Source organism: Campylobacter sp. 107, from assembly GCF_002383835.1.
Lineage (GTDB): Bacteria > Campylobacterota > Campylobacteria > Campylobacterales > Campylobacteraceae > Campylobacter_D > Campylobacter_D jejuni.
Window position 1 is genome coordinate 64,234 of sequence record NZ_NXBA01000042.1, and the last position, 24,565, is coordinate 88,798.

Sequence of the window (24,565 nt, forward strand, 5' to 3'; positions counted from 1 at the left end):
ATATTAATTATATATATTTTTTATATTATATAAATATAAATAAAATAAATAATTTCTAATTAATAATATTTTAATAAAATATTATGTAATATTTCACTCAAATATATTAAATTAATTTTAAATACAAAAATTAAAGAAGGTGCTTTTAGATAAAACTAATTCCAACTTGGAATGAAAAATACAGTATTCATGACACAATGATTGACATTTAACACCAAAAACTTTTTGAACTTGCAAGCAAGGTTGAAAGTGCTGTTTATAAATTTGCAAAACGAGAAGAACTCAAAGAAATTTTAACAGAACTTTTTAACTATATGAAAGAACATTTTAGTAATGAAGAAGATTATATGCAAGAAATTCATTATCCTTATTTAAATGAACACAAAATCATGCATAAAATATCATTCGTGATATGTCTTATCTTATACAAAACATAAAAACCACTAATGATTTAAAAGAGAAGCTTTACACAGTTTCTAAAAAATGGCTTTTAGAACATATACTCTATAAAGATATGAAAGTTGAACAATACAGAAGATCTTCTTTAACTTCTGAAGATGATGGGGAAGTAAGCTTTGAAGAAGTCAAAGAAGAAAAAGATGATGAAAATACAGTTTATCTTTATACATGCGAATGCGTAGAACAAATGCATGATGTACCATTTGGAATTTATCAAAAAATTCAACTTAAGGGCGTAAAATTTAAATGTAAAAAATGCAAAGAAGTCATACAGTTTTATAAAAAATATTCATCAAATTTCTAATTAACTATTTATGCGTTAAAATAATAAATTAAAGTATAAGTTAGACAAAGAAGGAAATTTAATGGATAAAAAAATAAAATATTTTATTTTGGATAAATTTGACTATTCCTATCCTATACTAACCAAAGATACAAAATGCTCATTTTGTGAAAATTTTTTCCCGATAGAATATAGCTCAAACTTAAAAACAATAGAAAAAGAATGTCCATTTTGCAATAATAAAATGGACATTAAACTAAAGACTAAGCCTTAGTTTTACTTACAATATTAATAATATTTGAAGCTACTTCATCAGCAAGTTCTAAATGAGAAGTAAAGCCTACACAAGAACAATTAATCTCGCCTAAAACATATTTATCATTGCCCTTTTCATCAATATCTAAAATAAAATCAGCCGTCCAAATCAATGGTAAGTCGTAATTACCTAATTTTTCCCTTACCTTAGGAAGCTCGCCTAAAAACATATCCACCAAAGTTTTCCAATCTTCTGGCTTATCATAGCGATATTTTGCCCCACTAAAAAGCGTAGCAGAAAAAGCATCGGCATCTTCGGCTGGTTTTTTATGCACTACATTTACAGGGGTGTTATAAAGCATTAAAAGTCTGATTTCACCTTCTTTAATGCGCGGTAAAAAAGTCATATCCACAAGCATACCATTATCACCTATAATATATTGCTCGCAAAAATCCATAAATTCCCCAAGCTCTCTATGTTCTACATGATTATCCTTAGCTTCTGTACATTTGATTTTTGTGTTTAAAGGCAAACTATCTCCACTAACATTACCCTCTACACTCACACGCCAAATTCCCTCTCCTGTAGAGCCACGATTTTGTTTTAAAACCCTTTCACCTTTAGCCAAACTTTTTGGAAAATTTTCTTTAAAAGTCTTAATATCATAGTAAGCATAAGTATCGCTTGGAACAAGATCAGTGTCTGCTAATTTTGTAAGTGCATCTTTAGCGCCATAACCTATCATAGCATCGGGATGAGGCATACCTACAAGCTTATCGGCACAAAGTTTTCTTAACATATCAAAATACTCATTTTCTTCTTTAAGATTACCAGGATTGATGCGAGAAACATAACCATCAAAATTTTCTTTTACATATTTGTAAATTTCATCTTTTTTACCCACTTCAAAAAAAATCACCTCAGCATTCCAACCCTTAGCTTTTAAGGCATTTACCATAGGCATGGTATCTTTTCTATAACCATCTTCACCTTTATCACTCCCACCTTTAACTTCGAAAAAAACAATATTTTGTTTCATTATTTTTACTCCTTATCTAAGATATAAATAATTATTGCGTAAACATATTGCAAAAATTAAATAAAAATATTTATATATTTTATCTAGCATTTATAAAACTGCTATTAGTCTTATAAGCGATTTCAATTAAGCTTTTACTTATCAAGCTTGATGCTTGTCCTTCTAGGCGGTTAAGAAATTTATCAATCTTATCTTCTTCTTTCCAAACAGGATTTGAAACATTAGCAAGTTTTTCAAGCTCCTTTTTAGCATTTTCATAATTACTAAGCTCATCTATAAGACCAAGCTCCTTAGCCTTGGCAGCTAAAAACACTCTTGCATTTGCCCATTGATCTTTTTTGTTAAGATCTAATGCTCTTTCCTTGGCAACAAAACCTGTAAAAAGATCATAACTTTGATCAATTAAACCCTGTAAAAAATTTCTTTCATTCTCATTCCAAGCTCTTGCAAAAGTTCCAGCACTTTTAAATTCACCCGCTTGAATAGTTTGTTCTTTAATACCAAGTTTATTAGCCAATCCACTTAAATCAGCTCCTTGCATAATCACACCGATAGAGCCTATAAAGCTTGCCGGATTGGCTAAAATTTTATTTGCTCCAACTCCTGCTAAATAACTTCCACTTGCCATAGTTCCACTTGCATAAACAAGCACAGGCTTTTTAATTTTTAAATCCTTTATAGCTAGAGCTAGTTCCATACTAGGAGCAAAAGCTCCACCAGGAGAGTCTATAACAAAAAGCACTCCTTTAATATTGCTATCATTTTTAGCATTGATAATTTTTTCCAAAACCGCAGAGCTGTCAAAAATTTCACCCTTTAAATCAATGCGTTCTAAATTTGCAAGATTAGAGCTTGAATTTGCACTAGGCATTAAAATCCATATAATAATCAACAATAAAACAAAGGTTTTAAAATAAGTATTGATAAATTTTATACCACATCCTAAAGCCTTAAAAAATGATTTTAAAATTTGCATTCTTTTCCTTTTATAAATAATTTATCTACTTCCTTGGCGTTTAAAATAAACTGCAAAGGAGCTTGCTTTTTATCACATTCTCCTAGCTCAAATACGCTAAAATCAGCAATTTTACCTTTTTTAAGCTCTCCTAAATTTAAATTTAAAGCCCTTGCAGGATAAAGCGTTGCCATTTGCAAAAGTTTAGAGGCTAACTCTAATAAATCAAAATTTTTATGTATAAGCAAATTCGCGCGCATTTCATCTAGCAAAGACAACGAAATATTTGAGCTAAGTCCATCGGTTCCTAAATGGATATTTAATCCACTTTTTAAAGCCGTTTTTAAATCTAAGCTTTTTTGACTTAAAAGGCGATTTGAAAATGCACAATGTGTAATAGAATGTAAATTTTTATCTAACCATTCATATTCTTTTAGATAAACACAATGCGTAAAAAGAGTCCTTACTCCTTTAAAAAGTTTAACAAAATCCTTTGGTGTATAAAGAGGCTTAGGATGAAGTGTGAAATTTTCAAGCCATTTTTTAAAACCCCCTTTAGACTCTCTAAGCCAGATATTTTCAGCCTTACTTTCTAAAAAATGCGTACTAGCTAGTAAATTTTGCTTTTTAGCTAAATCAAGAGCAAAATGAGCCAAACTAGGATGAGTTGAATAAGGAGAATGAATCGAAATTGCCGGAATAAAAAAATCATTTTTAAATTTCAAAGAATTTTCAAATCTTTTTAAAAATTCTTGTTTTCTATCTTCAACTTGATTTTCATTTGTACCCAAAATTTCATTAAAAAATATTACACGTATACCCTTTTGACTAGCCTTTAAGCAAGAATCTAAATCACTCCCAAAACTTGAAATTTCACCTATAGTGCCTATACCGCTTTTTTGCATTTTTTTAATGCTTTGAAGTATTAATTCTTCTTTGGCCTGTGCATTTAATATGGAACGAGAATTTATAACACTTTTAAGCCAAATTAAAAATTCTCCAAAATGTAAAGTTGTTGAATTTGCACTAAATTCTAAGTGCGTGTGAGGATTTATAAAAGCAGGTAAAATAACCGAATTTTTAGGTGTTTTGATGATTTTAGCCTTGGGATATTTTTTTCTTAAATTATCCAATTCACCCAATTCTAAAATTTTATCTTCAAAAACAAAGGCTTGATTTTCTAGTATCGTAAAATCTTCATCACATAAAAAAAGATATCTTGCAGCAACTATAAACACGATTTTCCTTTCAAAAATTACATTGTAGCAAAAATTTATTTTTAAAATGTTATAATAAAAGGTTAAAAATAAATTTTTAAGGTTAAATCCATGAAAATAATGATTATCCAAGGCCCAAATGTTAATATGCTTGGCGTAAGAGAAGTGGGAATTTATGGTGCTATGAAAATGGAAGAAATTCACGAGCAAATGAAACTTGCAGCATCGCAAAACAATGTAGAACTTGACTTTTTCCAAAGTAATTTTGAAGGTGAAATCGTAGATAAAATTCAAGAATGCCTTGGAACAGTTGATGGAATTATTATCAATGCAGCAGGCTATACTCATACTTCAGTAGCTATTCGCGATGCTATTGCAGCAGTAGCTTTGCCTACAATTGAAGTACATATTAGCAATGTTTATCGCAGAGAAGAATTTCGTCAAAAAAGTCTTATAGCGCCTGTATGTTCTGGAACTATTGTTGGTTTTGGTCCTTTTGGCTATCACTTGGCTTTAATGGGTATAATTCAAATTTGCGAACAAATAAAAAATTTGCGCGCGATGCAACAAGCACAACAAACGAATAAATAATAATGCTAAAAATTCAAGGAGTAAAACACTTTGAAAAAAGTCGTTTTTTTCCTTTTTTTAGTCAAAATATACGATCTTTTAAATATTTAGCTCTTATAGGCTTAGGAAGCAATATAGAGCCCGAAAAAAAAAGATTTAATATGCTTTTTCGAGTAATGATGGATGATAAAAGATTTAAAATTTTATCCACATCTCCTATGTTGATAAATGAAGCCTTTGGTTTTAAAGAGCAAAAAGATTTTACCAATGCTGTTATGTTGATACAAACTAATTTGCATGCACGAGCACTTTTGAAAGTTTTACTTTACTATGAAGTAAAATTTAAACGCAAGAGAACTTTCAAAAACGCTCCTAGAACGCTTGATTTAGATCTTTTATACTTTTCACAAAAAGTCAAGCGTGATAAGTGGTGTGAGGTGCCTCATAAAGGGGCTAAAGAAAGAGTGAGTGTAATTTTGCCTTTAGGCATGATATAAGGAATATAAATGGGACAACTTATACATACTTTTACTGTTGAAGATACAGAACAAATTATACCCAAAGTAAAAGAAGATTACGGAGATAAAGCTTTAATTATAACAAATAAACAAATTCGTCCTAAAACCTTAAATCGCAGTGCGCTTTATGAGGTTATGGTAGCCATAGAAGAAAGCGACTATGAAGAACACTTAAAAAAACAAGGAAAATCTTTACCTGCAAAAAAAAGCTCGCCAAAACCATCTTCTACCTCTCTTGTAGAAGAAAAAATTAGATCTCAAATCCCTCAAGAAGATGAAGATGTAGTCTTGGATTTCTCAAACACTCGCTTAAATACAAATTTAAACACTGTAAAAAACAATGACTTAACTAAAAAAACCTATCAAGATTTTCCACAAAACAAAATCAACCCTCATCAAAATAAGACTCTAGGCTTTGATGATTTCAAAGAAAAACTAAGTGAAGTTAGCAATGAAATTTCTAAAGTCACAAACACACCTTTAGAAAATTACACCCCTAATCCAAATTATAATAAAAAAATAGAAAATTTTGAAAAGCAATTTGAAAAACAAATCAACAAGCTTAATGATAAAATAGATCTTCTTGCAGATATGATGTGGGACGATAAAGCTGAAGCTAGAAAAAATCTTATGATACCTCCTGAATTTGCAAGTATTTATAAACAAGCCAAAGAAAGTGGAATGCTTGAAAATCATCTAGAAGCGATTATGAAAGCAACTATAGAAAATATGCCAGCTGCTATGAAAACCAACAAAGATGCGGTTCAAAGATATTTTCACTCACTTTTAAGAAATATCTTGCCTTGTCGTGTTGAAAGCGATATAAAAAAACAAAAAATCATGATGCTAGTAGGCCCAACAGGAGTCGGAAAAACAACAACCTTAGCTAAGTTAGCTTTTCGCTATGCTTATGGAGATAAGCGTTATAAAACAGGTATTATTACGCTTGATACTTATAGAATCGGTGCAGTTGAGCAACTTTTTCAGTATGCAAAAATGATGAAACTTCCTATTATTGATAGCATAGAACCAAAGGATTTAGATGAAGCGATAAAAAGCTTAAATAATTGCGAAGTAATTTTAGTTGATACTATAGGAAATTCACAATACGATCAAAGCAAACTTGCTAAAACTAAAGAATTTTTAATGCACTCAAATGCAGAAATTGATGTAAATTTAGTGGTTTCTGCAAACACCAAACATGAAGATTTAATGGAAATTTATAAAAATTTTTCATTCTTAAATATTGATACTTTGATTATTACTAAATTTGATGAAACAAAGGTTTTTGGAAATATCTTCTCTCTTGTTTATGAAACAAATATTCCTCTAAGCTTTTTCTCTATAGGACAAGAAGTGCCAGATGATTTAGAAGTAGCCAATAGTGATTTTCTAGTTCATTGTATTTTAGAAGGGTTTAACAAAGGAAAAAATAATGAATAACCAAGCAAATAAACTTCGCAATCTCATGAGTCAAAATGGAACCAAAAAATCCCAAAACACTCATTTTATAGCTATTACAAGTGGAAAAGGTGGCGTTGGAAAAAGTACGATTAGCGCAAATCTAGCCAATGTTTTAGCAAATAATGGCTATAAAGTTGGGCTTTTTGATGCTGATATTGGCTTGGCAAATTTGGATGTCATTTTAAATGTACGCATACAAAAAAATCTCTTGCATGTTTTACGCGGAGAATGCTCCTTGGAAGATATTTTAATAGAAGTTAAGCCAAATTTATGGCTCATCCCAGGCGAAAGTGGAGATGAGATTTTAAAATATAATGATAAAAATATTTACGAGAGATTTTTAAATCAAGCAAGTATTTTAGATGAACTTGATTTTCTTATTATCGATACAGGAGCAGGCATTGGTGGAAATATTTTAAATTTTTTAGAAATGGCTGATGAAGTTATAGTAGTAACTGTTCCTGATCCTGCAGCAATTACCGATGCGTATGCAACCATAAAAACAACTTCTAAGACAAAAGAAAATTTATTAATGCTCTTTAATGTTGTAAAAAACGAAAATGAAGCTTTAAAAGTGTTTGAAAATATTAAAAAAGTTGCAGATGCAAACATTAAAAATCCTTTAAATTTAGAATTCTTAGGTCATTTAAGTGCTTCTAAAGATGTAAGTGGTAGTATTAAAAAAAGAACTTTATTTAGCGATGAAAACACAACCTCAACCGATGAGCTTAAAACCCTAGCTTCCAAGCTTTTATATAGATTGGAACAGAAAGTGCTTGATAATGTTTCAAATCGTAGCTTTTCAAGTTTTTTTAGAAAAATTATTGAAAGATTTTAGCAATAAAGAGAAGAAATTATGAGGCCAGAAAATTACGTAGCTTTTTTTACTGTTTGTGGATTTTTTATAGGGCTTGCATTTAGCGTTATTAGCATAGATGAAGCTTTTGATATAGTGATTTTTACTTGTTTTATTACTTTTATGTTTTATGTTTTTATTCATATTGCTATTATGAATTTTATAGATGTAAAGAAAATTAGTGGCAGAATCTTTAATAAACACGATTATGAAAAAACTAGTAATAATATCATTAATGATTTAGTTATTCGTGAAAAGAAAATGGATATAATTTTAGAAAAGCTCAATGAGGAAAGAGAAGAGCTAAAGAAAAATGAATCCAAAGAAAGACGAAAAAATGCTAAAAGAGCCGCCTAAAGCTTATGCACAAATGCTAAAGAAAGAACAAGATGAACTTGTACTTTCTTATATGCCAGCTCTGCGTGCTATGGCTTTTAGATTAAAAGAACGCTTGCCTTCAAGTATAGATGTTAATGATCTTATCAGCATAGGTGTTGAAGAAATGATCAAACTTTCGCGTCGTTACGATAAAGAGCAAAATGACAGTTTTTGGGGTTTTGCAAGAAAAAGAGTTAATGGTTCTATGCTTGATTATCTTAGAAGTCTTGATATAATGAGTCGAAATAATCGTAAAATTATTAAAGATATTGATGCAATCATGGATGAATATTTTTTAGAACATGAATGCGAACCCGATGATGAGTATCTAGCCAAAAAACTTGACTTGGATGTAGAAAAAATCAAAGAAGTAAGAGCGGCTCATGCTATTAGTTATACTTTGCCTATTGATGAACAAATCGAACTTTATAACGAAGACAATACTTTAGAAAAAATTGAAAAAGAAGAACTTTTGGATAAAATTCATGAAGTATTAGACGATCTTAAAGAACGTGATCAGCTAATCATCCAGCTTTATTATTATGAAGAATTAAGCTTAAAAGAAATCAGTGAAATTTTACAAATCAGTGAAAGTAGAATTTCACAAATTCATAAAAAACTTCTTAAAAAACTTAGAGAAAGGCTAGCGTAATGGCTGAGATACTCTCCCAAGAAGAAATTGATGCTCTGCTTGAAGTTGTCGATGACAATACTGATACACCCATAGCCTCAAATTCAAAAGATGAAAAAGATGAAAGAAATATCGTTGTATATGATTTTAAGCGTCCCAACAGAGTCTCAAAAGAACAACTTAGGACAATCAAAGGCATACATGATAAATTAGCAAGAAATTTAGCCTCTCAAATTTCATCGATGATGAGAAGTATTGTTGAAACTAAACTTCATTCAGTCGATCAAATGACTTATGGAGAATTTTTAATGTCTTTACCAAGTCCAACAAGCTTTAACGTTTTTTCTATCAAACCCTTAGATGGAAACTGTGTTTTAGAAATCAATCCAAGCATAGCTTTTCCTATGATAGATAGACTTTTGGGCGGACAAGGTGATAGCTATGAAGCTTCGCGTGAGCTTACGGATATTGAGCTTAATTTGCTTGATTCTATTTTGCGTATCATTATGCAAAGACTTAAAGAAAGCTGGGCTACTGTAACTGAAATTTATCCTAGTATTGAAGCTAAAGAATCAAGTCCAAATGTTGTACAAATCGTATCTCAAAATGAGATTGTTATCATGGTGGTAATGGAAATCATTATAGGAAATTCAAGCGGAATGGTAAATATCTGCTATCCTGTAGTACATTTAGAAAGTATATTAAGCCGTTTAGCAAACCGTGATATTATGATGGGTGAAACTTCGGCCAAAAAATCACGCAACAAAGAGCTTAAAACTTTAATCGGTCGTGCTGAAGTGGTATATGAGGCAATTTTAGGAAAAACCTTAATTAATGTTCATGAATTTTTAGAACTTAAACAAGGCGATATTTTAAGGCTTGATAGAGAAGCAGACGATAAAGCTATAGTAAGTATCGATAAAAAAGATGTTTTCTTAGCACAAATTGGATTGCATCGTTTTAGAAAATCTATTAAAATTTTAGAACTTATACGCACAGATAAAGATGAAATCAAAGAAATTTTGGAAAAATACGAAGAAGAGCGTAAAGCTAAAGCCAGTGTTTATGATGAGCCTGAAGAGGAGGATGAAGAAATATGATCAATGATTTTTTAAAAATGTTTACAAATGAATGCATCAGCACTATTGAAGGTTTAACAGGAAAAAGTGCTGAATTTAGCGAATATAAAGAATTTGATGTCAATACAAGCGATACTTTAAAAGCACCTTTAGTGTATGCTATATTTAATATAGCAAATGGAGGAAAAATAGGAATTTTAGCTGGTGCTGTTTTAATGAGTGCTATTGGTGAATGGATGATGGGTGAAGAAGAGATCACCAAAAACGATAAACTAGGTCCTGATGAAATGGATGCAGCTAAAGAAGCCATCCAAAATATCGTTTCAGCATTTTCTACAACCTTAGGAGCCCAAAAAGACATTCCAAAAATGGATTTTAGCATAGAATCTTGTGAATTTGTGCCTGAAAGTGTAGATTTTAAAGATTTTAAAAAATTATTTTTATATGATGTAAAAATAGGCGATTTAGAAGAACAAGTTTCTTTAGCCATGGATCAAACACTCCATAACATCCTAAGCGGGAAACCTGCTGAAACAGGAAATACAAGCACTGATTCTAATCACAATACTGAAGAAAAAGCGATAATGCTTAGCGAAGAGCTTAAAAATATCAATCTTATCATGGATGTGCGTTTGCCTGTTCGTGTGCGTATAGGCAATAAAAAAATGCTTTTAAAAGATGTTTTAACTATGGATATAGGCTCAGTTGTGGAGCTTAATCAACTTGCAAACGATCCGCTTGAAATTTTAATTGGGGATAAAAGAATTGCTTATGGCGAGGTAGTAATTGTCGATGGTAACTTCGGCGTTCAAATTACAGAAATTGGTTCTAAAAAAGAAAGATTAGAACAACTAAGATAAAAAGTTTTAGCCTACAAATTAAGAATAATAAATATAAACGAATTAAAACTAAAACAAACTAAAAGGGCTGAAATCAAAATGTAAAGATTTTGGAGTGTTTAACTTAAAAGGTTTTAGCTCTTTTTTAGGAGCGATAATTAAAGCATAACCACCTTTATTATATCTATCCCAAATGCTAAAAAATTGACTTTTAGAACTTATATATTCTCCATGGCTTGGATCAAGCACTTGTAAATAATTTCCTTTATGATTGATAATTATAACAAAATGTGGAAAGCGTGGATCATTTTCAATTTTTACAAGCATTGGAATATTTACAAGTTTATCCAAGTTTTCTCTATTGATTTGATATGAATTGCTTTGAAAGCCCAGTTTTTTAACTGCATCGTTTAAATCTGCAAAGCTTACCATATCCGTATAAAGTTCTTGTCCGCTCATAATCTTTAAAAGTTCAAGTTCATCAAACTTTTTTTGATCATCAAGTATATTAAGTAAAGTTGCTAAAGATGAAGCACCACAAGACTCTTCATAAGTTTGTCTTATTACTCTTTCGTTTTTAATTTCTTGATAAGACTTAACTACCCATTCGGCTTTTGTACTCAAAGCAAGAATGGGTAAAAAATAATAAAATTTTTCGAATTTTTTCCATAAGCTTATCCCAAATATGCTATCAGGAGAAGCAGAGCTTCCTCCAAAACTAGCATTAACAGAAACTGCGGTATCTGAATTAATGCTATAAGTAGAACCTAAACTTAAAGTTGGAATAGAACGCACTTCAGAATTTTGATAACCATTAATTTTTTGCTCGGTTTGAAATCTTTGCTCTGCTCCTAAATCTAAAGTAATTTTAGGACTTAGAATAATAGATAAATCCCCACCCACATAAATACTATTTCCATACTCTATTTTAAGGGTTTTAAATTTTCTTGATTGATTATAACCAAATCCTGTATAAATACTATAAACCACAGGATCGCTATATCCCCTTAAACTAGCTTGTAAGCTTTGTGATTTTTAGATAAAAGTTTTTGGTTTGATTGATTGCTTTTTCTCTTTGAACGACTGCAGTTTGAAAGGTAATTTGTGGAATTAAATCTGCAATGCTATCGCCTGTATCAATAAAACCTAGCCATAAATTATCAAAACCTATTCTGTTTTTACTAGAATACTCATTTGTAAAAAAGTTTGTATATTCTTGTCTTGCATAACTTCCGCCCCCTAAAATAAGTATGTCAAACTTAGGTGTTATGGTATAAATGAAAGTTTGAGTTAAAAACACTTGCTTTGTATCATTCCAAATTGTAGGATCTCCGCCTATTGTTATATTAGGATAAAGAGAATACGAGTTTGCATTTCCTGTGCTAAGCAAAGAAAAGCTTGTAATGCTTCTTAAGCCTATTTGCTTTTTAAATAAACTGTCTATATTTAGTTCATCACTAGCAAAAACACAATTAACTAAAACCATAAATACTAAATAAATCTTTTTCATTGTTACCTTTCTAAATATTTTCAAATTTTTTTAAAAGCAATGAATGTTCCAAATAAAAAATTTGATTTTAATATATAATTTGTGATATTATTCAAATAAAGAGTAAAAATAATTAAATAAGGAAAAATTATATTTAAAAAATTAGCAAGTTCATTGATTTTAGGTTCTTTGTTGGCAAGTTCTGCTTTTGCTGGGGATTTTTTAGCTAAAGTTAGTAATGGTGCTTTAAGTGATAATTCTCAAGGGGTTAAAGCTCTTAATTTAGATGAGATGAAACAAGTTAAGGGTGGGTATAGCGTTGTTCCTATCATAAATGGAACAGAAATGTATGCAATAGCAAAATATGAGCAAGGAGAATTACAATATATAGCAAATTATCTTAAAGGGAATACTAATGCACCACAAGGACTTTGTGGCATAGATCAAACATCTTGCTCAAATCCTAGTAAAAATAGATTAATAGCATTTTTGCAAGTAACACAAAACTCGCTCTCTTTGCTTCCTACTTACATTGTTAAAAGACAAGTAAAAGTTTCTGACTTAGGACAACCTTATGTGCTTTTCACTTATGGGGTAGGTGCTTATAATCCAAATACTTATCAAATGTATCAATTTAATTCTAGCTCAATGTTAAATAACAATATGATTATTAAAGAAATGGTTAATAAGTATAAAGAATATATGGAAAGCCAACTTGGTGGCTGGACTGCTAGAGCTAGAAGATAAAAAACTTATGAAAAAATCATTTTTGCCGATTTATCTTATAAATAAAACTTTACTTACAGGAAGGCAAAAATGATTAATGGTATAAATTCTTATTCAAACTACAATTACACAAATAATACCTCAAATACAAAATCATCTAATGTCATAGCAAATAATAACCTTGTAAGTGATAAATCACAAGCAGTAGATAAAATTTTAGGCTATGGCGTAGATAAAGAGGGCTTTTTTACAAGTGATTTTAACGAAGCAGCAGGCTTGCCAAAAGATTATAAGATTTATGCAGATGGTTTAAATAATTTTGTAAATAACTTTATTAAAAGACAACCTTTTTACTCTCAAATAGACATTGCCAAAACAATAGGAGATGCTTATAACTCTTTTTCTTCTTTTGTTAAAGATAAGGGATTAGGAGAAAGCTTTCAAGAACAGGATTTAAAAAATCTATCCCAAAAAGATGGGGTAAATTATTGGCAAGAATTACAAAGCGATAATGCTTTCATTTGGAAGCTTGCTGATAAAAATATAGCAGATTTGGGTTCTAATAAATATCAAATACATGATAACAAAATATCTAAAGGTGGTGCTTTAATTGCGTTTTTTATAAATAATCTTAGCACAATTAAAGGACAAACAACCTTACTGGGTAAATTAGCTGGACTTAATAGCGATACGGACAACAATGAAATAAAAGAATTTTTGTCCTTTATGAATAAAAATCCCTTAAAATATTCCTACGAGCAAGATGGCTGGGGCAATCCTATGGGAGATAGTTTATCAATATGGAATTATATAAATAGAGCTAAAAATTTAGGAGATGATAAACTAATAAAAACTATTGAGAATTTAGGAGATGAATACAATAAGCTTATTAATTCTAATATGAGCCTAGAAGAATTTAAAACTAAATATCTTGATTTTAAACAAAGGCACGATGAGTTTGTAAAATCACTAGAAGAAACAGAAAAGGCAAAAGGTGTAGATTATAGCAATCCTTTAAAAAATACAAATAACAAAGAAACTTCAGAAGAAGACAAAGAAAAGCCTTTTAAACCTATACAAGCAGAAAGTAAAAACAAAGAAACTTACAAAGATGATAATGTAAGAAACGAGCTTGTAAAAAAAACTATTAGAAGGTAAATTTAGCACAAGTAAAGAATTAGAACTTCTTTTTGGTATGAAATTTAGCGATGATGATACAGGAGAATTTAACAAAATTATTTCTCAAAATACTGCACAAAAAAGTATAGATATTAAAGCTTAAGGATTTAAAAGTCTTTAAATTCCTAATCTTAATAAAATAAATCTATTAAAAACTTATACAATAAAGAACTTATTATAAATTTTTAGCTAGAATGGAATTTATCTTAACTAAAGGTTGCAAAATGAATGAAAAAATAAGCCAAGATTTAGAAAAATTTGCTAACATACCAAACCTAAAAAATGCCGTAACTTTTTTTGGTTCTGCAAGATTAAAAGAAGGTAATTTTTATTTTGCACAAGCCAAAAAATTAGCCAATTTATGTGTAGAAAATGGCTTTTGTGTTATTAGCGGCGGAGGTGGTGGCATTATGCGCGCAGCCAATGCAGGCGCATTTGAATGCAAAAACAATGCAAATTCTATAAAATCAGTAGGCTTTAATATACTTTTGCCTCATGAGCAAAAGCTAAATGATTTTGTGGAATACAATATAACCTTTGAGAGCTTAGCCATACGCAAAATGGCTCTTATTGAAAAGAGTCTAGCTTTTGTGATTTTCCCAGGCGGCTTTGGAACACTTGATGAATTGTGTGAAATTCTTACATTAAAACAATTAGAATTTAAAAAAGATGTTCCTATTATTTTGTTTGGGAGTGAATTTTGGCGAGGTTTTGATGAGTTCGTCAGAAATTCTTTACTCAAACTTGAAGTGATTTCTAAAGGAGATGAGTTAAAGTATAAAATCACTGACGACTTGGATTTTATAATTAATACTTTAAAGGAAATTTAATGAAAATTCTAGTCGCTATGAGCGGTGGGGTCGATAGCACAGTGACTGCTTATAAACTTAAAAATTTAGGTCATGAAGTTATAGGTTGTTATATGAAGCTTCATGGCAAACCAAATTACCATGAAGAAAATATCAAAAAAGTAGAAAAAGTTGCAAATTTTTTACAAATTCCTTATCATATTTTAGACTTACAAGAAGATTTTAAAAATAAGGTTTATATGCCTTTTGTGGATACTTATAAAGAAGGCAAAACGCCAAATCCTTGTGCTTTATGTAACCGTTTTATCAAACTTGGAAAACTTTTAGAATTTGCTAAAAGTTTAGGTTGCGAAAAACTTGCCACAGGACATTATGCAAGACTTGAAAACAATTTAATAAAAACCGCAGTAGATGAAAGTAAAGATCAAAGCTATTTTTTAGCTAGCGCAGATAAAGAAGCTTTAAAATATCTTATTTTTCCGCTAGGTGAGATGAAAAAAGAAGATGTGAAAAAATTTGCTTCCACTATAGAGGTTTTAAAATCTTTTGCCACTCAAAAGGAAAGTTCTGAAATTTGCTTTGTTGAAGATACTTATGTGCAAGTTTTAGATCAGTTTATGGATACAAAAATTCCTGGAGAAGTATTAGATAGTAGCGGAAAAGTGGTAGGCAAACATGAGGGCTATATGCACTATACCATAGGCAAAAGAAGAGGCTTTGAAGTACGTGGGGCGCATGAGCCGCATTTTGTTTTAAAAATCAATCCTAAGCAAAACCAAATCATCGTAGGAACCAAAGAAGAACTTAAAATCAGTGAATTTAACCTAAAAAATATCAATCTTTTTATAGACGCTAAAGAGCTTGATTGCGAAGTGAAAATCCGCTATCGTTCAAAATCCACACCTTGCAAGGTAGAAATTTATGAAGATAAAAGTGCAAAAATCATCCTAAAAGATCCTGTTTATGGACTTGCTAGCGGACAAATGGCAGTCTTTTATGATCATGATAAAGTCATAGCAAGCGGTTTTATAGAATAATTTCTAGGAATTAATTCCTAGAAATTATTAATAAAATCCTAAAATTTTCCACCAAATAAGCCCAACAGCTATCATCACTACTATATCAACTATGGAAATCACAAAACCTATACTCCACCATTTTTTAAGAGTTACACAGCCTGTTCCAAAAATAACAGGAGCTGTTCCTATTGCATAGTGAGTTAATGCCATCATAACATTACCTGTGAAGCTATCATAATAAAAGCATAAAGAAGTAGTGGTGCTCCTAAGGCAAGCTGCACTATAAAAAACAAAAAAACATTGCAGATATATGAGCTGTAATGGAAGCAAAGAAATAGTGTGTATATAAAAAAGGCAAGGCTTAAAAATATCATAATAGAAATTTCCCCAAGTCCCATAGCAGAAGCAAATTCACCCAAAGCTCCAGCCCATAAAAGCAAAAGCAAGACAAAAACACTGAGCATGATTTTTTCACTATTTTTCATTTTTCCAAGTTCTTTTAATTTATCTTTAGCAAAAGCGGAAGCATTAGGCGTGGATTTAATTTCTAGCGGAGAAAGAAAATAAAGCACCAAAGGCATCAAAAGCATAGCAGCTATACCGGGTAAAAACATCCCTAAAGCCCATTGTCCCCAAGTTAAATGTACTTCTAAATTTGTAGCTTGTGCTATAAGATCAACCACCAAAGGATTTAGAGCTGTAGCTGTAATAAACATAGCTGATGAAATAGGATTGGCTCTTGATAATTTACCAAAGAAAGATAAGTGCCTATTTTATTTTGTGTTCCATCTTCAGGAGTAGATTTAAAACTTCTTGCAATAACTTGAACTATAGGATTTGTGATAGCCCCTGCTCTTGCAGTATTTGAAGGAGTAACTGGAGCTAAAATAGTTTCACAAAAAGCTATAGAATAAGCAATACCTAAGGTTTTTTACCAAAAATACTGATAAAATGATAAGCCAAATGCTCTCCAAGTCCTGTTTTAATAACTCCACGAGCCACAATAATAGAATAACTATAAGCTAAATAAGAAAATTTGAAAAACCACTTAAAGCGTCTTTTATACCCGTTTTAGATTTTAAATTTGATATAGCAGTATTTACCTTTTCATCTATACTCTTTTGAGATAAAAAATCAAGTGCTAAAGTATTTAAAGCTGAAATTTTGGTCTCATCAATAAGTTGTTGCGTAGAAGTTTTCGAAGTAGCTTTGGTGTAAATTTTACTTAGATTTTCAATTGGGTAGTGGTAATACTACTAAGAGCTACTATGGCAATAGCTATCATACAAACAGCCCAAAAGGCATTACTTGTAAAATCACTGCCATAATCACGGCAATAAAAAACTCAAGAAAATGCCAAGAATTATCTTACAAACTAACAGGAGTAGGTACAAGCCAAAACACAGTTGCAATTAAATACACAGCACCAACAAGGGATTTTTCTTTCTATCCATTGTTTATCCTTTGATATTGGTAATGTAATTTACAATGCTTAAATTCTAATTAACTAATATTTTAATAAATCTTAAAATTATAATTTTTAAATAAATTTTTAATTTATAAAAAAGCTAGCCTAATTGAAAAATGGGAATTTTAAAATGAATAAAACCCTTCCCCAGATAACTGCGGCACACACTAAAATCAAGTGCTCTGCTGTGTTCCCACCCTGAAGCGGTGCTTAAAAATAGCATTGCACAGGTCTAAGAAAAGGCTTTAAAATTATATCATAATATACTTAAAAAGCCTTGAGTTAAAAACTAAAACACACATGTATAAATAAGTAATAAATTAGTTATATTTTATATAAATTTTTAAAATTCATTTGTAAAATTATTATTTTATTTTCCAAAAAAGACAATTATAAAGGGTAAATTATTATTACAGTAAAGGAAAAAATATGGAAGTTAAATGGAGTAGAAATTTTAGCATTAAAAATATGCAATTAGACAAACAACACGAACTAATTTTAAATACCAATCTTGCAAATGATTTAGCTCTCAAAATTTAAGAAAACAATACACAGTATAAAGATGATCTAAAACAAATTCTTGCAAAACTATTTCAATACATCAAAATTCATTTTAAAGATGAAGAAAAATTTATGGAAAGCATCGATTTTACTTTGATTGAAGAACATAAAAAATCTCATCAAGTATTAGTAGAAAAACTAAAGAGCTTTTGGAGCATTCAGATAATATTGTAAAAATGTCTCAAGAACTTTCCATATTAACCAAAGATTGGATTTTGGATCATTTTACTAATGAAGATTTCATGGATAGCTAATTTTACAAAAAAACCCTACACCTTCAAGAAATCCATTATACCTTAGAATAATACATAAAACTAAAATCAATCAAACAAGACTTAAGAACCAAAAAAGCTCATGATTATATTTGTAATTATTCTTTGCGTATCCATACAGTTCCACAGACCATACATCAAGAGCTTGTTAGCAAGGAAAATACTTTAAAATGTGAAAAATGTGGACAAATTTTGGTGCATGTAGATCATATTGATTTAAATCAAAATTATGAGATGTTAAATCATATCCTCGAAAACATAGGATTGTAATGATGAGCTATAAAATAAAAACTTTAGAAACTTTCAATCCTTTTGAAAGTTTAAATCATGAACAAGCAAACACAGATCAAATTCTTGATTTTAGGGTTATAGGTTTTAAACTTCTGTGCTCTAGTATAAAACCAGCAAAAACAAAAACTTATGAAAGAAAAGATTTTGATTTGTTTTATGCAGATGATTTTTTTGTAAAAAACTACAATACCATAGTGCAAAAATTTCTTATAGAAATTTACCCAAAAACCCAAAGTTTTCCTTTTACAATAAAACTTAGATCCAACTCCAACCTAACCCGTCTAAAAGCCAGTATCAACCTTACAGAAAATTTTAAATATTACCCTAATTTAAAATTTGATATTTTGCAAAATATTTACAAAATAATGATCAAGTAAAAATTTTTAATCTTAAGACTTGATAAAAATTTGTTTAAAAAAATTGATGATTTTATCTTATCAATACAAAAAAATCCATCTATTAAAGAATTAGAGCTTGAAATTGCCAAAGGTGTAGATAAGATTGTAAAAGTGATGAAATTATTTATCATAGAGATGTTAACGAAGAATGTTTTGACGAAAATATTAACTATGATGAAGGAAGCTACTGCAAATCTATTGAAAAAATGAGCTACTTTTTGAATACATTTATAGAATTCTTGGAAAAGAAGGTAGAAATTTAAATAGAAGCAGAAAATATTTATATTTGCAATTTACTAACAGATAATACTTTATATCCAAGAAAAAATCTAATCATAGCAAATAATATAAAATTTAAAAACAATATCTTAGTTTCGCCACTAGTTTCTATTGAAAACAACTCAGATACAGAATGTGAAAATCTTAAAAATTTAAGCTTTAAAATAAAAAGTAAGCTTGATGACACCATAAGCAAAATGCAAAATTATTATGATTATCTAATCAAAAATCAAATCAAAATCATCAAACTTCAAAAGACTAAAAATCCTAGTGCTATAGAAATGAAATTTTCAAATCTTTATCACGATATCATAAAAAAATACAATCATCTTAACATCTCGTATAAAAAACTTATAAAATTAAAATATCAAATTGATGCGAAATTAAATTTCTTAAATGAAATGGTTTATAATATAAAAATATACATAAAAGCCTAAAATATCGGAGAGGATAATTTTTTAAAATTTTATCCTAAAACAAACACTAACCTTGAATTAAAACATCATATAAATTTAAAAGACTATGAAAAGGTTTTATATCTTGAAAAAGGGTAGTAAGTAAGTTATATTAAATCAAGCCATAATTATAGCGAAAGTGATATAGAAGAAATTAAAATTATTTTTGAAAAATTAGAAAAAGATAATTCCTAAAAATTATCTTTTCATATTAATGGCTTTTTGTATCATCTGATCACTTGTAGTAATACTTTTTGAGCTTGCATCAAAAGCTTTTTGAGTTACGATAAGGTTTGAAAGCTCTGTGCTTAAATCAACATTTGATTGTTCTAAGAATCCGCCTTTAAATTTGGCTGTATTAACAACTTGACCATCTTTCATAATAAAGCTTGCATCACCGCTATTTGCCGTTGCTGCAAAAATATTATCTCCCATAGCAGCCAATCCTTGCTCATTGATAAAATTATATAAAGCAAGCTTTCCAACTATGGCATTTTTACCATTGCTAAATTGCGCAACAATACTTCCATCATCGGATATATTATATTGTTCAAAAAACCCTTCAGCTACACCATCTTGTTGTGTAACTACATTTTTTTCGACGCCTTCTTTAATATAAATCCCACTATAACCCGAACCAGGTTTGTTAGCATCATAAGGAGAACCCAAATCAATATTAATTGTTCCACCATTTGGATTTGCAATGCTTGTAATATTGTTTTGAAGCAAAGCACCATTTTTATCAAAAACCATATTTCCTTCAGTCGGATTGCCTACAGCATTGCCATTAGAATCATAAATTTGTGCAATAGCTTTATATTGTATATTATCGCCTTCTTGTGGTAAAACTCTTTCAAGTGTAACCCTTAAAGTGCTTTTACTTCCATCTGCATTATAAATAGGGGATTCTAAAATATCTTTATTGGCTTTTTGTTGCTCTGTTGAAATTTGAGCTGTATCAAGCTTGATGCTATTTTCATCCAATCCTTTTAAATCAAGCTCGTTACTTTTAAAATTTAGATTTTCATCTAAAGTCGCTTCAAAGCTTGTTTTTACGCCATTATCATCAGTGAAATTTAAAATGATCCTATCACCCGCTTTAGCACTAAACACATCTTCTTTGCTAACACTACCACTAACTACATATTTTCCATCTTCAGTTTTTGTAATGTTAAATTTACTAGGATCAAGATCTACTTTAACTACTTCTGTTGTTGTGTTAGTATTTAAACTTCCACTCCATTTTACATTTTGAGTTACTTGAGGAGGTAAATACATATTCACAGGTACTTTAATAGCCCCTTGAGAAGCGGTTGTGCCTATACTGAAAGAATTATTTGAATTTACAGTAAAACCATTATTTACTGGAGTTCCTGTGTTAAGATAATCCCCCATAAGCCCAGCAACTCTATCGCTATAGTTAATACCAGTAAAAGCAGGATTCATTGTTCCTAAAACAAAATTTCCATAAGAATCTACCAAATATCCATTGGCATCTCTTCTAAATGATCCATTTCTAGTATAGTAAGCATTGCCATCAGCCCCTAAAACCCCAAAAAATCCTTTTCCTTGCAAAGCCACATCAAATTCGCCATCACTTGCAACAGGAGAACCCTGTTCGAAAACAACTTGAGAAGATGCTGCACCGCTACCATAACCACCTTGAGCAGGGTTGGTTGATTGGGTTGTTATGGTAGTATAAAAAATATCTTTAAATTGAGCATCAGAGTATTTAAAGCCCGTGGTATTGACATTTGCTATGTTATTAGCAGTGATATCAATACCAAAGCTATTGCTTTTTACTCCAGAAATCCCATTATAAAATGAATTCATCATGGCTTATGCCTTTTCCTCTTTGTCGCCATCTTCTGTAGATCCAGACCCAGAAGAATCTCCATCGCTTGAACCACCACTTGAGTCTCCACTTGAACCGCTTCCTCCAGTAGATGAAGATGAACCAAGCTTATAATCTGTTATTTCTTGTATTGCATCAAAAGGAACTTCTTGTCCAGCCATTTTTGCATAGGCAACACCATCTTTAAAAACAACACCTTCGATAGGATAAGTTCCGTAATTTGCAGTGATTTTTTCACCATTTTTATTATTATAAACCATTTTAACAGTGTACTCACCATCACCTGCATAAACCCCATCGTTATTTCTTCCTGGCCACTCCATGGTAAATAAACCTTGAGAAATAGATTTAGCATCGCTTTTTTCACTGAAAACAAGTTTATTATTGCTATCATAAATTTCTAGCGTAACACCGTTTTCATCAGAATCTTCAGGCAAATACATTTTAAGAGCGATAAGCTCATCTGCACCTGTAAGTTTGATTTTATTATCTGAAACAGTTGCCATTTTACCAATAGCCCCTAAAGCTGAAGTACTCATACTTGTACTAAAAGAATCAGAAAGCTTTTGCATAGTTTCAACCATTTTTTGCATAGTTGTATTGGTATTTTGCTGCATTTCAAGTGCGCTAAGCTGTGAAGTTTGAGTAAGCATTTTATCGCTATCCATAGGATCTGTTGGATCTTGATGTTGAAGCTCTATCAAAAGAAGTTTTAAAAACGCATCCTTATCTAAGGTAGCATTTGGATTGCTCACTATTCCTGAGCTACTGCTTGAATCTGTTCTAGTTGTTCCACTAGTACTTCCTGAAGAAGTAGTACCTGAAGTTGTAGCAGTGGTATTTAAATTCCAATCCGATGATGATATCATTATAAACTCCTTTTTATTTAGTTTTTTATTATTTAAGCAATAAGTGTTCCAATTTAAAAATACTTCGCTAAAACAAGCTCTAGATTGACTTTTTCACTTTCATTTTTTCCATCTAAAGCATCTTTAAAACCATATCCACTACGATTTTTTCCTTGATTTTGATTTTGCTCTCTTTTACCTTGATCACTAAAATTCATTTCAAGTCCAGTAAATCCCATATTTACAAGAGAATTTTTAAACTCGGCTTGATTTTGGATAAACAAATTCATTGCATTGGTATTGGAGTTGAAATTGATATGAAGGTTATTACCTCTTTGTATCAAAGTTACCTCCACTTCTCCAAGATTATTAGGATTTAGAGTGATACTAAGTTTAGTAATAGGTGCTTTGTATTGATCCACAGCCTCTTTTAAATCTTGTGAAAAATACTGCAAAGTTTCTTTAGGAGTGATATTGCGAGCATTGTTTTGTGTTACTTTATTTAAATCTTTGACTAAAGAATTTAACTCATCTAAGCTATTTTTATCTACATTTTCACTGTGCGTTTTTGTTTGCTCTTGAGTAAAAGTTTCTTTATTAATAGTAGTATTATTATTAAAATTTGCATTATTCTCTTTGTTTTGAACTACTTGAGTTTTATTTAAATTTTCAAAATTTAATTTTTGATCAAAGAAATTTTGTTTTATATCTTTATTTTCTTTGTTGTTGTTTTTAGGCTCTTTATTTAGATTAAAATCTTTTTGTGTTAAATTTGAAACTAAATTCTGAGTATCTTTGACAATTTCTTTATTTAAATTTTTATCAAGATTTAAATTTTGATTATTGTTCTTTAAATTTTTATTTTGATCTTGTATATTTTCTTGATTTAAATTGTTTTTTTCTTGATTTTTATTTAACTCTTTATTTAACTCTTTATTTAACTCTTTATTAAAATCTTTATTAAAATCTTTGTTTAAGTCTTTGCTTTCTTTATTTAAATCTTTAAGATTGTTATCTTTATTTAAATTATCTTGGTTTTTTTTATCTTTTATATTTAACTCTTCTGTTAAATTTTTTGCAAACTCATCATTTTTGATATTTTTTAAAGTATTTTTAGCATCTGTGGTATCTTCTTCTATTTTTGATTTAACTTTATCGTTTTTTTCATGTTTGCTTTCTTTGGATGAAAGTATGGAATCTAAATTTTTTAAAGTTTGAGAAAGCAAAGAACCGCTATCTTTAGAATTTGTTTTTTGCGTAGAATGAGTGCTTGTAGTATGAGTTGTATTTTCTAAATTGTGATTTAAATTTTTACTCACATTGGAAATTTTATTATTGATGATTTCTTTAAAAACATTATCCACAGCACCCTTAAAAAAATCAGCCTTATCTAAATTTGGAAAAGTTGCTTTAAGATCAAGAAGACGATCTACTTTAATATTTTTTACATTTAAGCCCAGATCTTTAGCTATGTCCAAAAGCTCACTAAGATTTGATGCACCTTTTAAAGCATTAAAATTAGCCTCTGTTTTAATAAGACTTGAAAGTTGAGTAGAAAGATTTGCTAGTTTAACATCTGCTGTATCTGTTTTTAGCTTATCCAACAAAGAAAGAATTTGCATAAAAGAAGCAGATTCGAAAATGCTTATCTTATCACTCTCATCAAAAGCTCCTTTTTGAAGTCTGTTCATCGCTTCATTAACAACTTCTTTTTGACTGATCTTCATATGATCAGGTAAAAATTCATTGGTTTCATCAATAGAATTAAGCAAAGAATTTAAAAAACTTTCCGTATCATCTTGAGTTGAATTTTTACTATCGCTACTTTCATGTTCTTTATTTTTACTCGTTTTACTAAAGGAACTACTAGTATTAGAAGTTTTACTCGGCGTAAGATTTAAAACATCATTTTGCGGAGCTAAATTTGACATCACTTTTCCTTCAAAAAAATTATTTTAAAAATTTATCTACCATTACATTAGGAAATTTTTCTTTCAAATAAGAATCTTCATATACTTTAATCATCTTATCTTCATTTAAAGCAATTAAAATATTTAAAAGCTCTTCTAAATTTTTAGCATTTAAAATTTTTTCTAAATTTTCTTCATTTTCTAAAATTTCTGTAAGCTCACTTGAAATTCTTGCCATTTTTTCGTTTTTATCTGATCTAAAAGTTTCTAAAAGTTCTAAAACTTGAAGTAAAACTTCATTTTTTCTCTCAGCTAAATCGCTTTTAAATTCAATAAAAATCTCTTCATTTAATGGTTTTGACATTTTAACTTCCTTTTTAAAATTTTAATTTCACAAGTCTTTAAAGCAAGAAGTGTTCCAAGTTTTGATGCTTTGTAGTTTAAGTTAAATTTTTGTATAAT

The 24,565-nt window shown here is 29.8% G+C and carries 19 protein-coding genes, 1 other RNA gene and 10 pseudogenes; 16 read left to right on the plus strand and 14 right to left on the minus strand.

What is annotated here, in order from left to right; all coding sequences use genetic code 11:
- Positions 1–197: 197 nt before the first annotated feature.
- A pseudogene (locus tag BGS40_RS09750) lies at positions 198–763 on the plus strand (hemerythrin family protein).
- 61 nt (positions 764–824) lie between these two features.
- Positions 825–1,016, plus strand: coding sequence for a hypothetical protein (locus tag BGS40_RS06095; RefSeq protein ID WP_032603995.1), 192 nt, complete (start codon positions 825–827; stop codon positions 1,014–1,016).
- Here the strand turns inward: BGS40_RS06095 and BGS40_RS06100 are convergent.
- From BGS40_RS06100 to mqnF, 3 genes are all read right to left on the minus strand, one after another.
- A complete protein-coding gene (locus BGS40_RS06100; protein WP_096738508.1) occupies positions 1,006–2,037 on the minus strand; it encodes a Cj0069 family protein in 1,032 nt (343 codons plus the stop codon). The two genes, BGS40_RS06095 and BGS40_RS06100, sit on opposite strands and share 11 nt — an antisense overlap.
- A 79-nt stretch (positions 2,038–2,116) precedes the next feature.
- Positions 2,117–3,013: a signal peptide peptidase SppA gene (sppA, locus tag BGS40_RS06105; protein WP_002892120.1), complete on the minus strand. Its 897-nt coding sequence runs from the start codon at positions 3,011–3,013 to the stop codon at positions 2,117–2,119.
- The gene (gene mqnF / locus BGS40_RS06110; RefSeq protein WP_052794135.1) at positions 3,001–4,230 is read right to left on the minus strand and encodes an aminofutalosine deaminase family hydrolase; all 1,230 of its coding nucleotides are present in this window, start codon (positions 4,228–4,230) and stop codon (positions 3,001–3,003) included. The genes sppA and mqnF overlap by 13 nt, the downstream gene beginning before the upstream one ends.
- 90 nt (positions 4,231–4,320) lie before the next feature.
- Between mqnF and aroQ the strand changes: the two genes are divergently transcribed.
- The 8 genes from aroQ to fliY are packed head-to-tail and all read left to right on the plus strand — an operon-like array spanning position 4,321 to position 10,565.
- Complete coding sequence (gene aroQ / locus BGS40_RS06115) at positions 4,321–4,800, plus strand: type II 3-dehydroquinate dehydratase (RefSeq protein ID WP_002852001.1); 480 nt, start codon at positions 4,321–4,323, stop codon at positions 4,798–4,800.
- A gap of 2 nt (positions 4,801–4,802) precedes the next feature.
- Positions 4,803–5,276, plus strand: a complete 474-nt coding sequence (folK, locus tag BGS40_RS06120) for a 2-amino-4-hydroxy-6-hydroxymethyldihydropteridine diphosphokinase (RefSeq protein ID WP_052782291.1) — start codon at positions 4,803–4,805, stop codon at positions 5,274–5,276.
- Between the two features lie 9 nt (positions 5,277–5,285).
- Complete coding sequence (gene flhF / locus BGS40_RS06125) at positions 5,286–6,740, plus strand: flagellar biosynthesis protein FlhF (RefSeq protein ID WP_087695579.1); 1,455 nt, start codon at positions 5,286–5,288, stop codon at positions 6,738–6,740.
- Entirely contained in the window at positions 6,733–7,599 is an 867-nt protein-coding gene (gene flhG / locus BGS40_RS06130) for a flagella biosynthesis ATPase FlhG (protein WP_052782290.1), read from the plus strand. Before flhF ends, flhG begins: the two co-directional genes overlap by 8 nt.
- 18 nt (positions 7,600–7,617) lie before the next feature.
- Positions 7,618–7,974, plus strand: coding sequence for a hypothetical protein (locus tag BGS40_RS06135; RefSeq protein WP_044260130.1), 357 nt, complete (start codon positions 7,618–7,620; stop codon positions 7,972–7,974).
- Positions 7,955–8,647: an RNA polymerase sigma factor FliA gene (locus BGS40_RS06140; RefSeq protein WP_052782289.1), complete on the plus strand. Its 693-nt coding sequence runs from the start codon at positions 7,955–7,957 to the stop codon at positions 8,645–8,647. Before BGS40_RS06135 ends, BGS40_RS06140 begins: the two co-directional genes overlap by 20 nt.
- The gene (fliM, locus tag BGS40_RS06145) at positions 8,647–9,726 is read left to right on the plus strand and encodes a flagellar motor switch protein FliM (protein ID WP_002851710.1); all 1,080 of its coding nucleotides are present in this window, start codon (positions 8,647–8,649) and stop codon (positions 9,724–9,726) included. Before BGS40_RS06140 ends, fliM begins: the two co-directional genes overlap by 1 nt.
- Entirely contained in the window at positions 9,723–10,565 is an 843-nt protein-coding gene (fliY, locus tag BGS40_RS06150; RefSeq protein ID WP_002826140.1) for a flagellar motor switch protein FliY, read from the plus strand. The genes fliM and fliY overlap by 4 nt, the downstream gene beginning before the upstream one ends.
- Before the next feature lie 48 nt (positions 10,566–10,613).
- Here the strand turns inward: fliY and BGS40_RS06155 are convergent.
- Together BGS40_RS06155 and BGS40_RS09755 are read right to left on the minus strand one after the other, a co-directional pair.
- Positions 10,614–11,214, minus strand: a pseudogene (locus tag BGS40_RS06155) (C39 family peptidase).
- Positions 11,202–12,054, minus strand: a pseudogene (locus BGS40_RS09755) (hypothetical protein); the annotation flags it as partial. The pseudogenes BGS40_RS09755 and BGS40_RS06155, both read right to left, overlap by 13 nt.
- 129 nt (positions 12,055–12,183) lie before the next feature.
- Here BGS40_RS09755 and BGS40_RS06165 point away from each other — a divergent pair.
- The 4 genes and pseudogenes from BGS40_RS06165 (at position 12,184) to mnmA (ending at position 15,784) form a co-directional block, all read left to right on the plus strand.
- Positions 12,184–12,780 (plus strand): bacteriocin, encoded by a 597-nt coding sequence (locus BGS40_RS06165; protein WP_096738510.1) that lies wholly within the window; start codon positions 12,184–12,186, stop codon positions 12,778–12,780.
- Between the two features lie 69 nt (positions 12,781–12,849).
- Positions 12,850–14,041: pseudogene (locus BGS40_RS10005) on the plus strand (Cj0814 family flagellar-dependent secreted protein).
- Positions 14,042–14,162: 121 nt separating this feature from the next.
- On the plus strand, positions 14,163–14,768 hold the full coding sequence (locus BGS40_RS06175) for a TIGR00730 family Rossman fold protein (protein WP_052782323.1): 606 nt from the start codon (positions 14,163–14,165) through the stop codon (positions 14,766–14,768).
- Positions 14,768–15,784 carry a tRNA 2-thiouridine(34) synthase MnmA gene (mnmA, locus tag BGS40_RS06180; RefSeq protein ID WP_002851977.1) on the plus strand — a complete coding sequence of 339 codons (1,017 nt, stop codon included), beginning with the start codon at positions 14,768–14,770 and terminating at the stop codon, positions 15,782–15,784. Before BGS40_RS06175 ends, mnmA begins: the two co-directional genes overlap by 1 nt.
- Before the next feature lie 27 nt (positions 15,785–15,811).
- Here mnmA and BGS40_RS09760 read toward each other — a convergent pair.
- The 5 genes and pseudogenes from BGS40_RS09760 to ffs form a co-directional block, all read right to left on the minus strand.
- Positions 15,812–16,059, minus strand: a pseudogene (locus BGS40_RS09760) (anion permease).
- A 114-nt stretch (positions 16,060–16,173) separates the two neighbouring features.
- Positions 16,174–16,482 (minus strand): annotated as a pseudogene (locus tag BGS40_RS09765) (anion permease); the annotation flags it as partial.
- Positions 16,458–16,768: pseudogene (locus tag BGS40_RS09770) on the minus strand (anion permease). The pseudogenes BGS40_RS09765 and BGS40_RS09770, both read right to left, overlap by 25 nt.
- A 223-nt stretch (positions 16,769–16,991) precedes the next feature.
- A pseudogene (locus BGS40_RS09935) lies at positions 16,992–17,092 on the minus strand (sodium:sulfate symporter).
- A gap of 283 nt (positions 17,093–17,375) precedes the next feature.
- An RNA gene (ffs, locus tag BGS40_RS06205) (signal recognition particle sRNA small type) lies at positions 17,376–17,473 on the minus strand.
- 190 nt (positions 17,474–17,663) lie between these two features.
- Between ffs and BGS40_RS06210 the strand changes: the two are divergent.
- Together BGS40_RS06210 and BGS40_RS06215 are read left to right on the plus strand one after the other, a co-directional pair.
- A pseudogene (locus BGS40_RS06210) lies at positions 17,664–18,337 on the plus strand (hemerythrin family protein).
- 2 nt (positions 18,338–18,339) lie between these two features.
- Positions 18,340–19,685, plus strand: a pseudogene (locus BGS40_RS06215) (flagellar assembly protein A).
- Positions 19,686–19,688: 3 nt separating this feature from the next.
- Here the strand turns inward: BGS40_RS06215 and BGS40_RS06220 are convergent.
- Genes BGS40_RS06220 through BGS40_RS06235 form a run of 4 tightly spaced genes read right to left on the minus strand, consistent with a single transcriptional unit; the run spans position 19,689 to position 24,467 of the window.
- Complete coding sequence (locus BGS40_RS06220) at positions 19,689–21,326, minus strand: flagellar hook protein FlgE (protein WP_052776160.1); 1,638 nt, start codon at positions 21,324–21,326, stop codon at positions 19,689–19,691.
- Positions 21,327–21,329: 3 nt separating this feature from the next.
- Positions 21,330–22,214, minus strand: coding sequence for a flagellar basal body rod modification protein (locus BGS40_RS06225; RefSeq protein WP_002805290.1), 885 nt, complete (start codon positions 22,212–22,214; stop codon positions 21,330–21,332).
- Between the two features lie 53 nt (positions 22,215–22,267).
- The gene (fliK, locus tag BGS40_RS06230) at positions 22,268–24,127 is read right to left on the minus strand and encodes a flagellar hook-length control protein FliK (protein ID WP_096738513.1); all 1,860 of its coding nucleotides are present in this window, start codon (positions 24,125–24,127) and stop codon (positions 22,268–22,270) included.
- 16 nt (positions 24,128–24,143) lie between these two features.
- The gene (locus BGS40_RS06235; RefSeq protein WP_002824650.1) at positions 24,144–24,467 is read right to left on the minus strand and encodes a hypothetical protein; all 324 of its coding nucleotides are present in this window, start codon (positions 24,465–24,467) and stop codon (positions 24,144–24,146) included.
- Between the last annotated feature and the right edge of the window lie 98 nt (positions 24,468–24,565).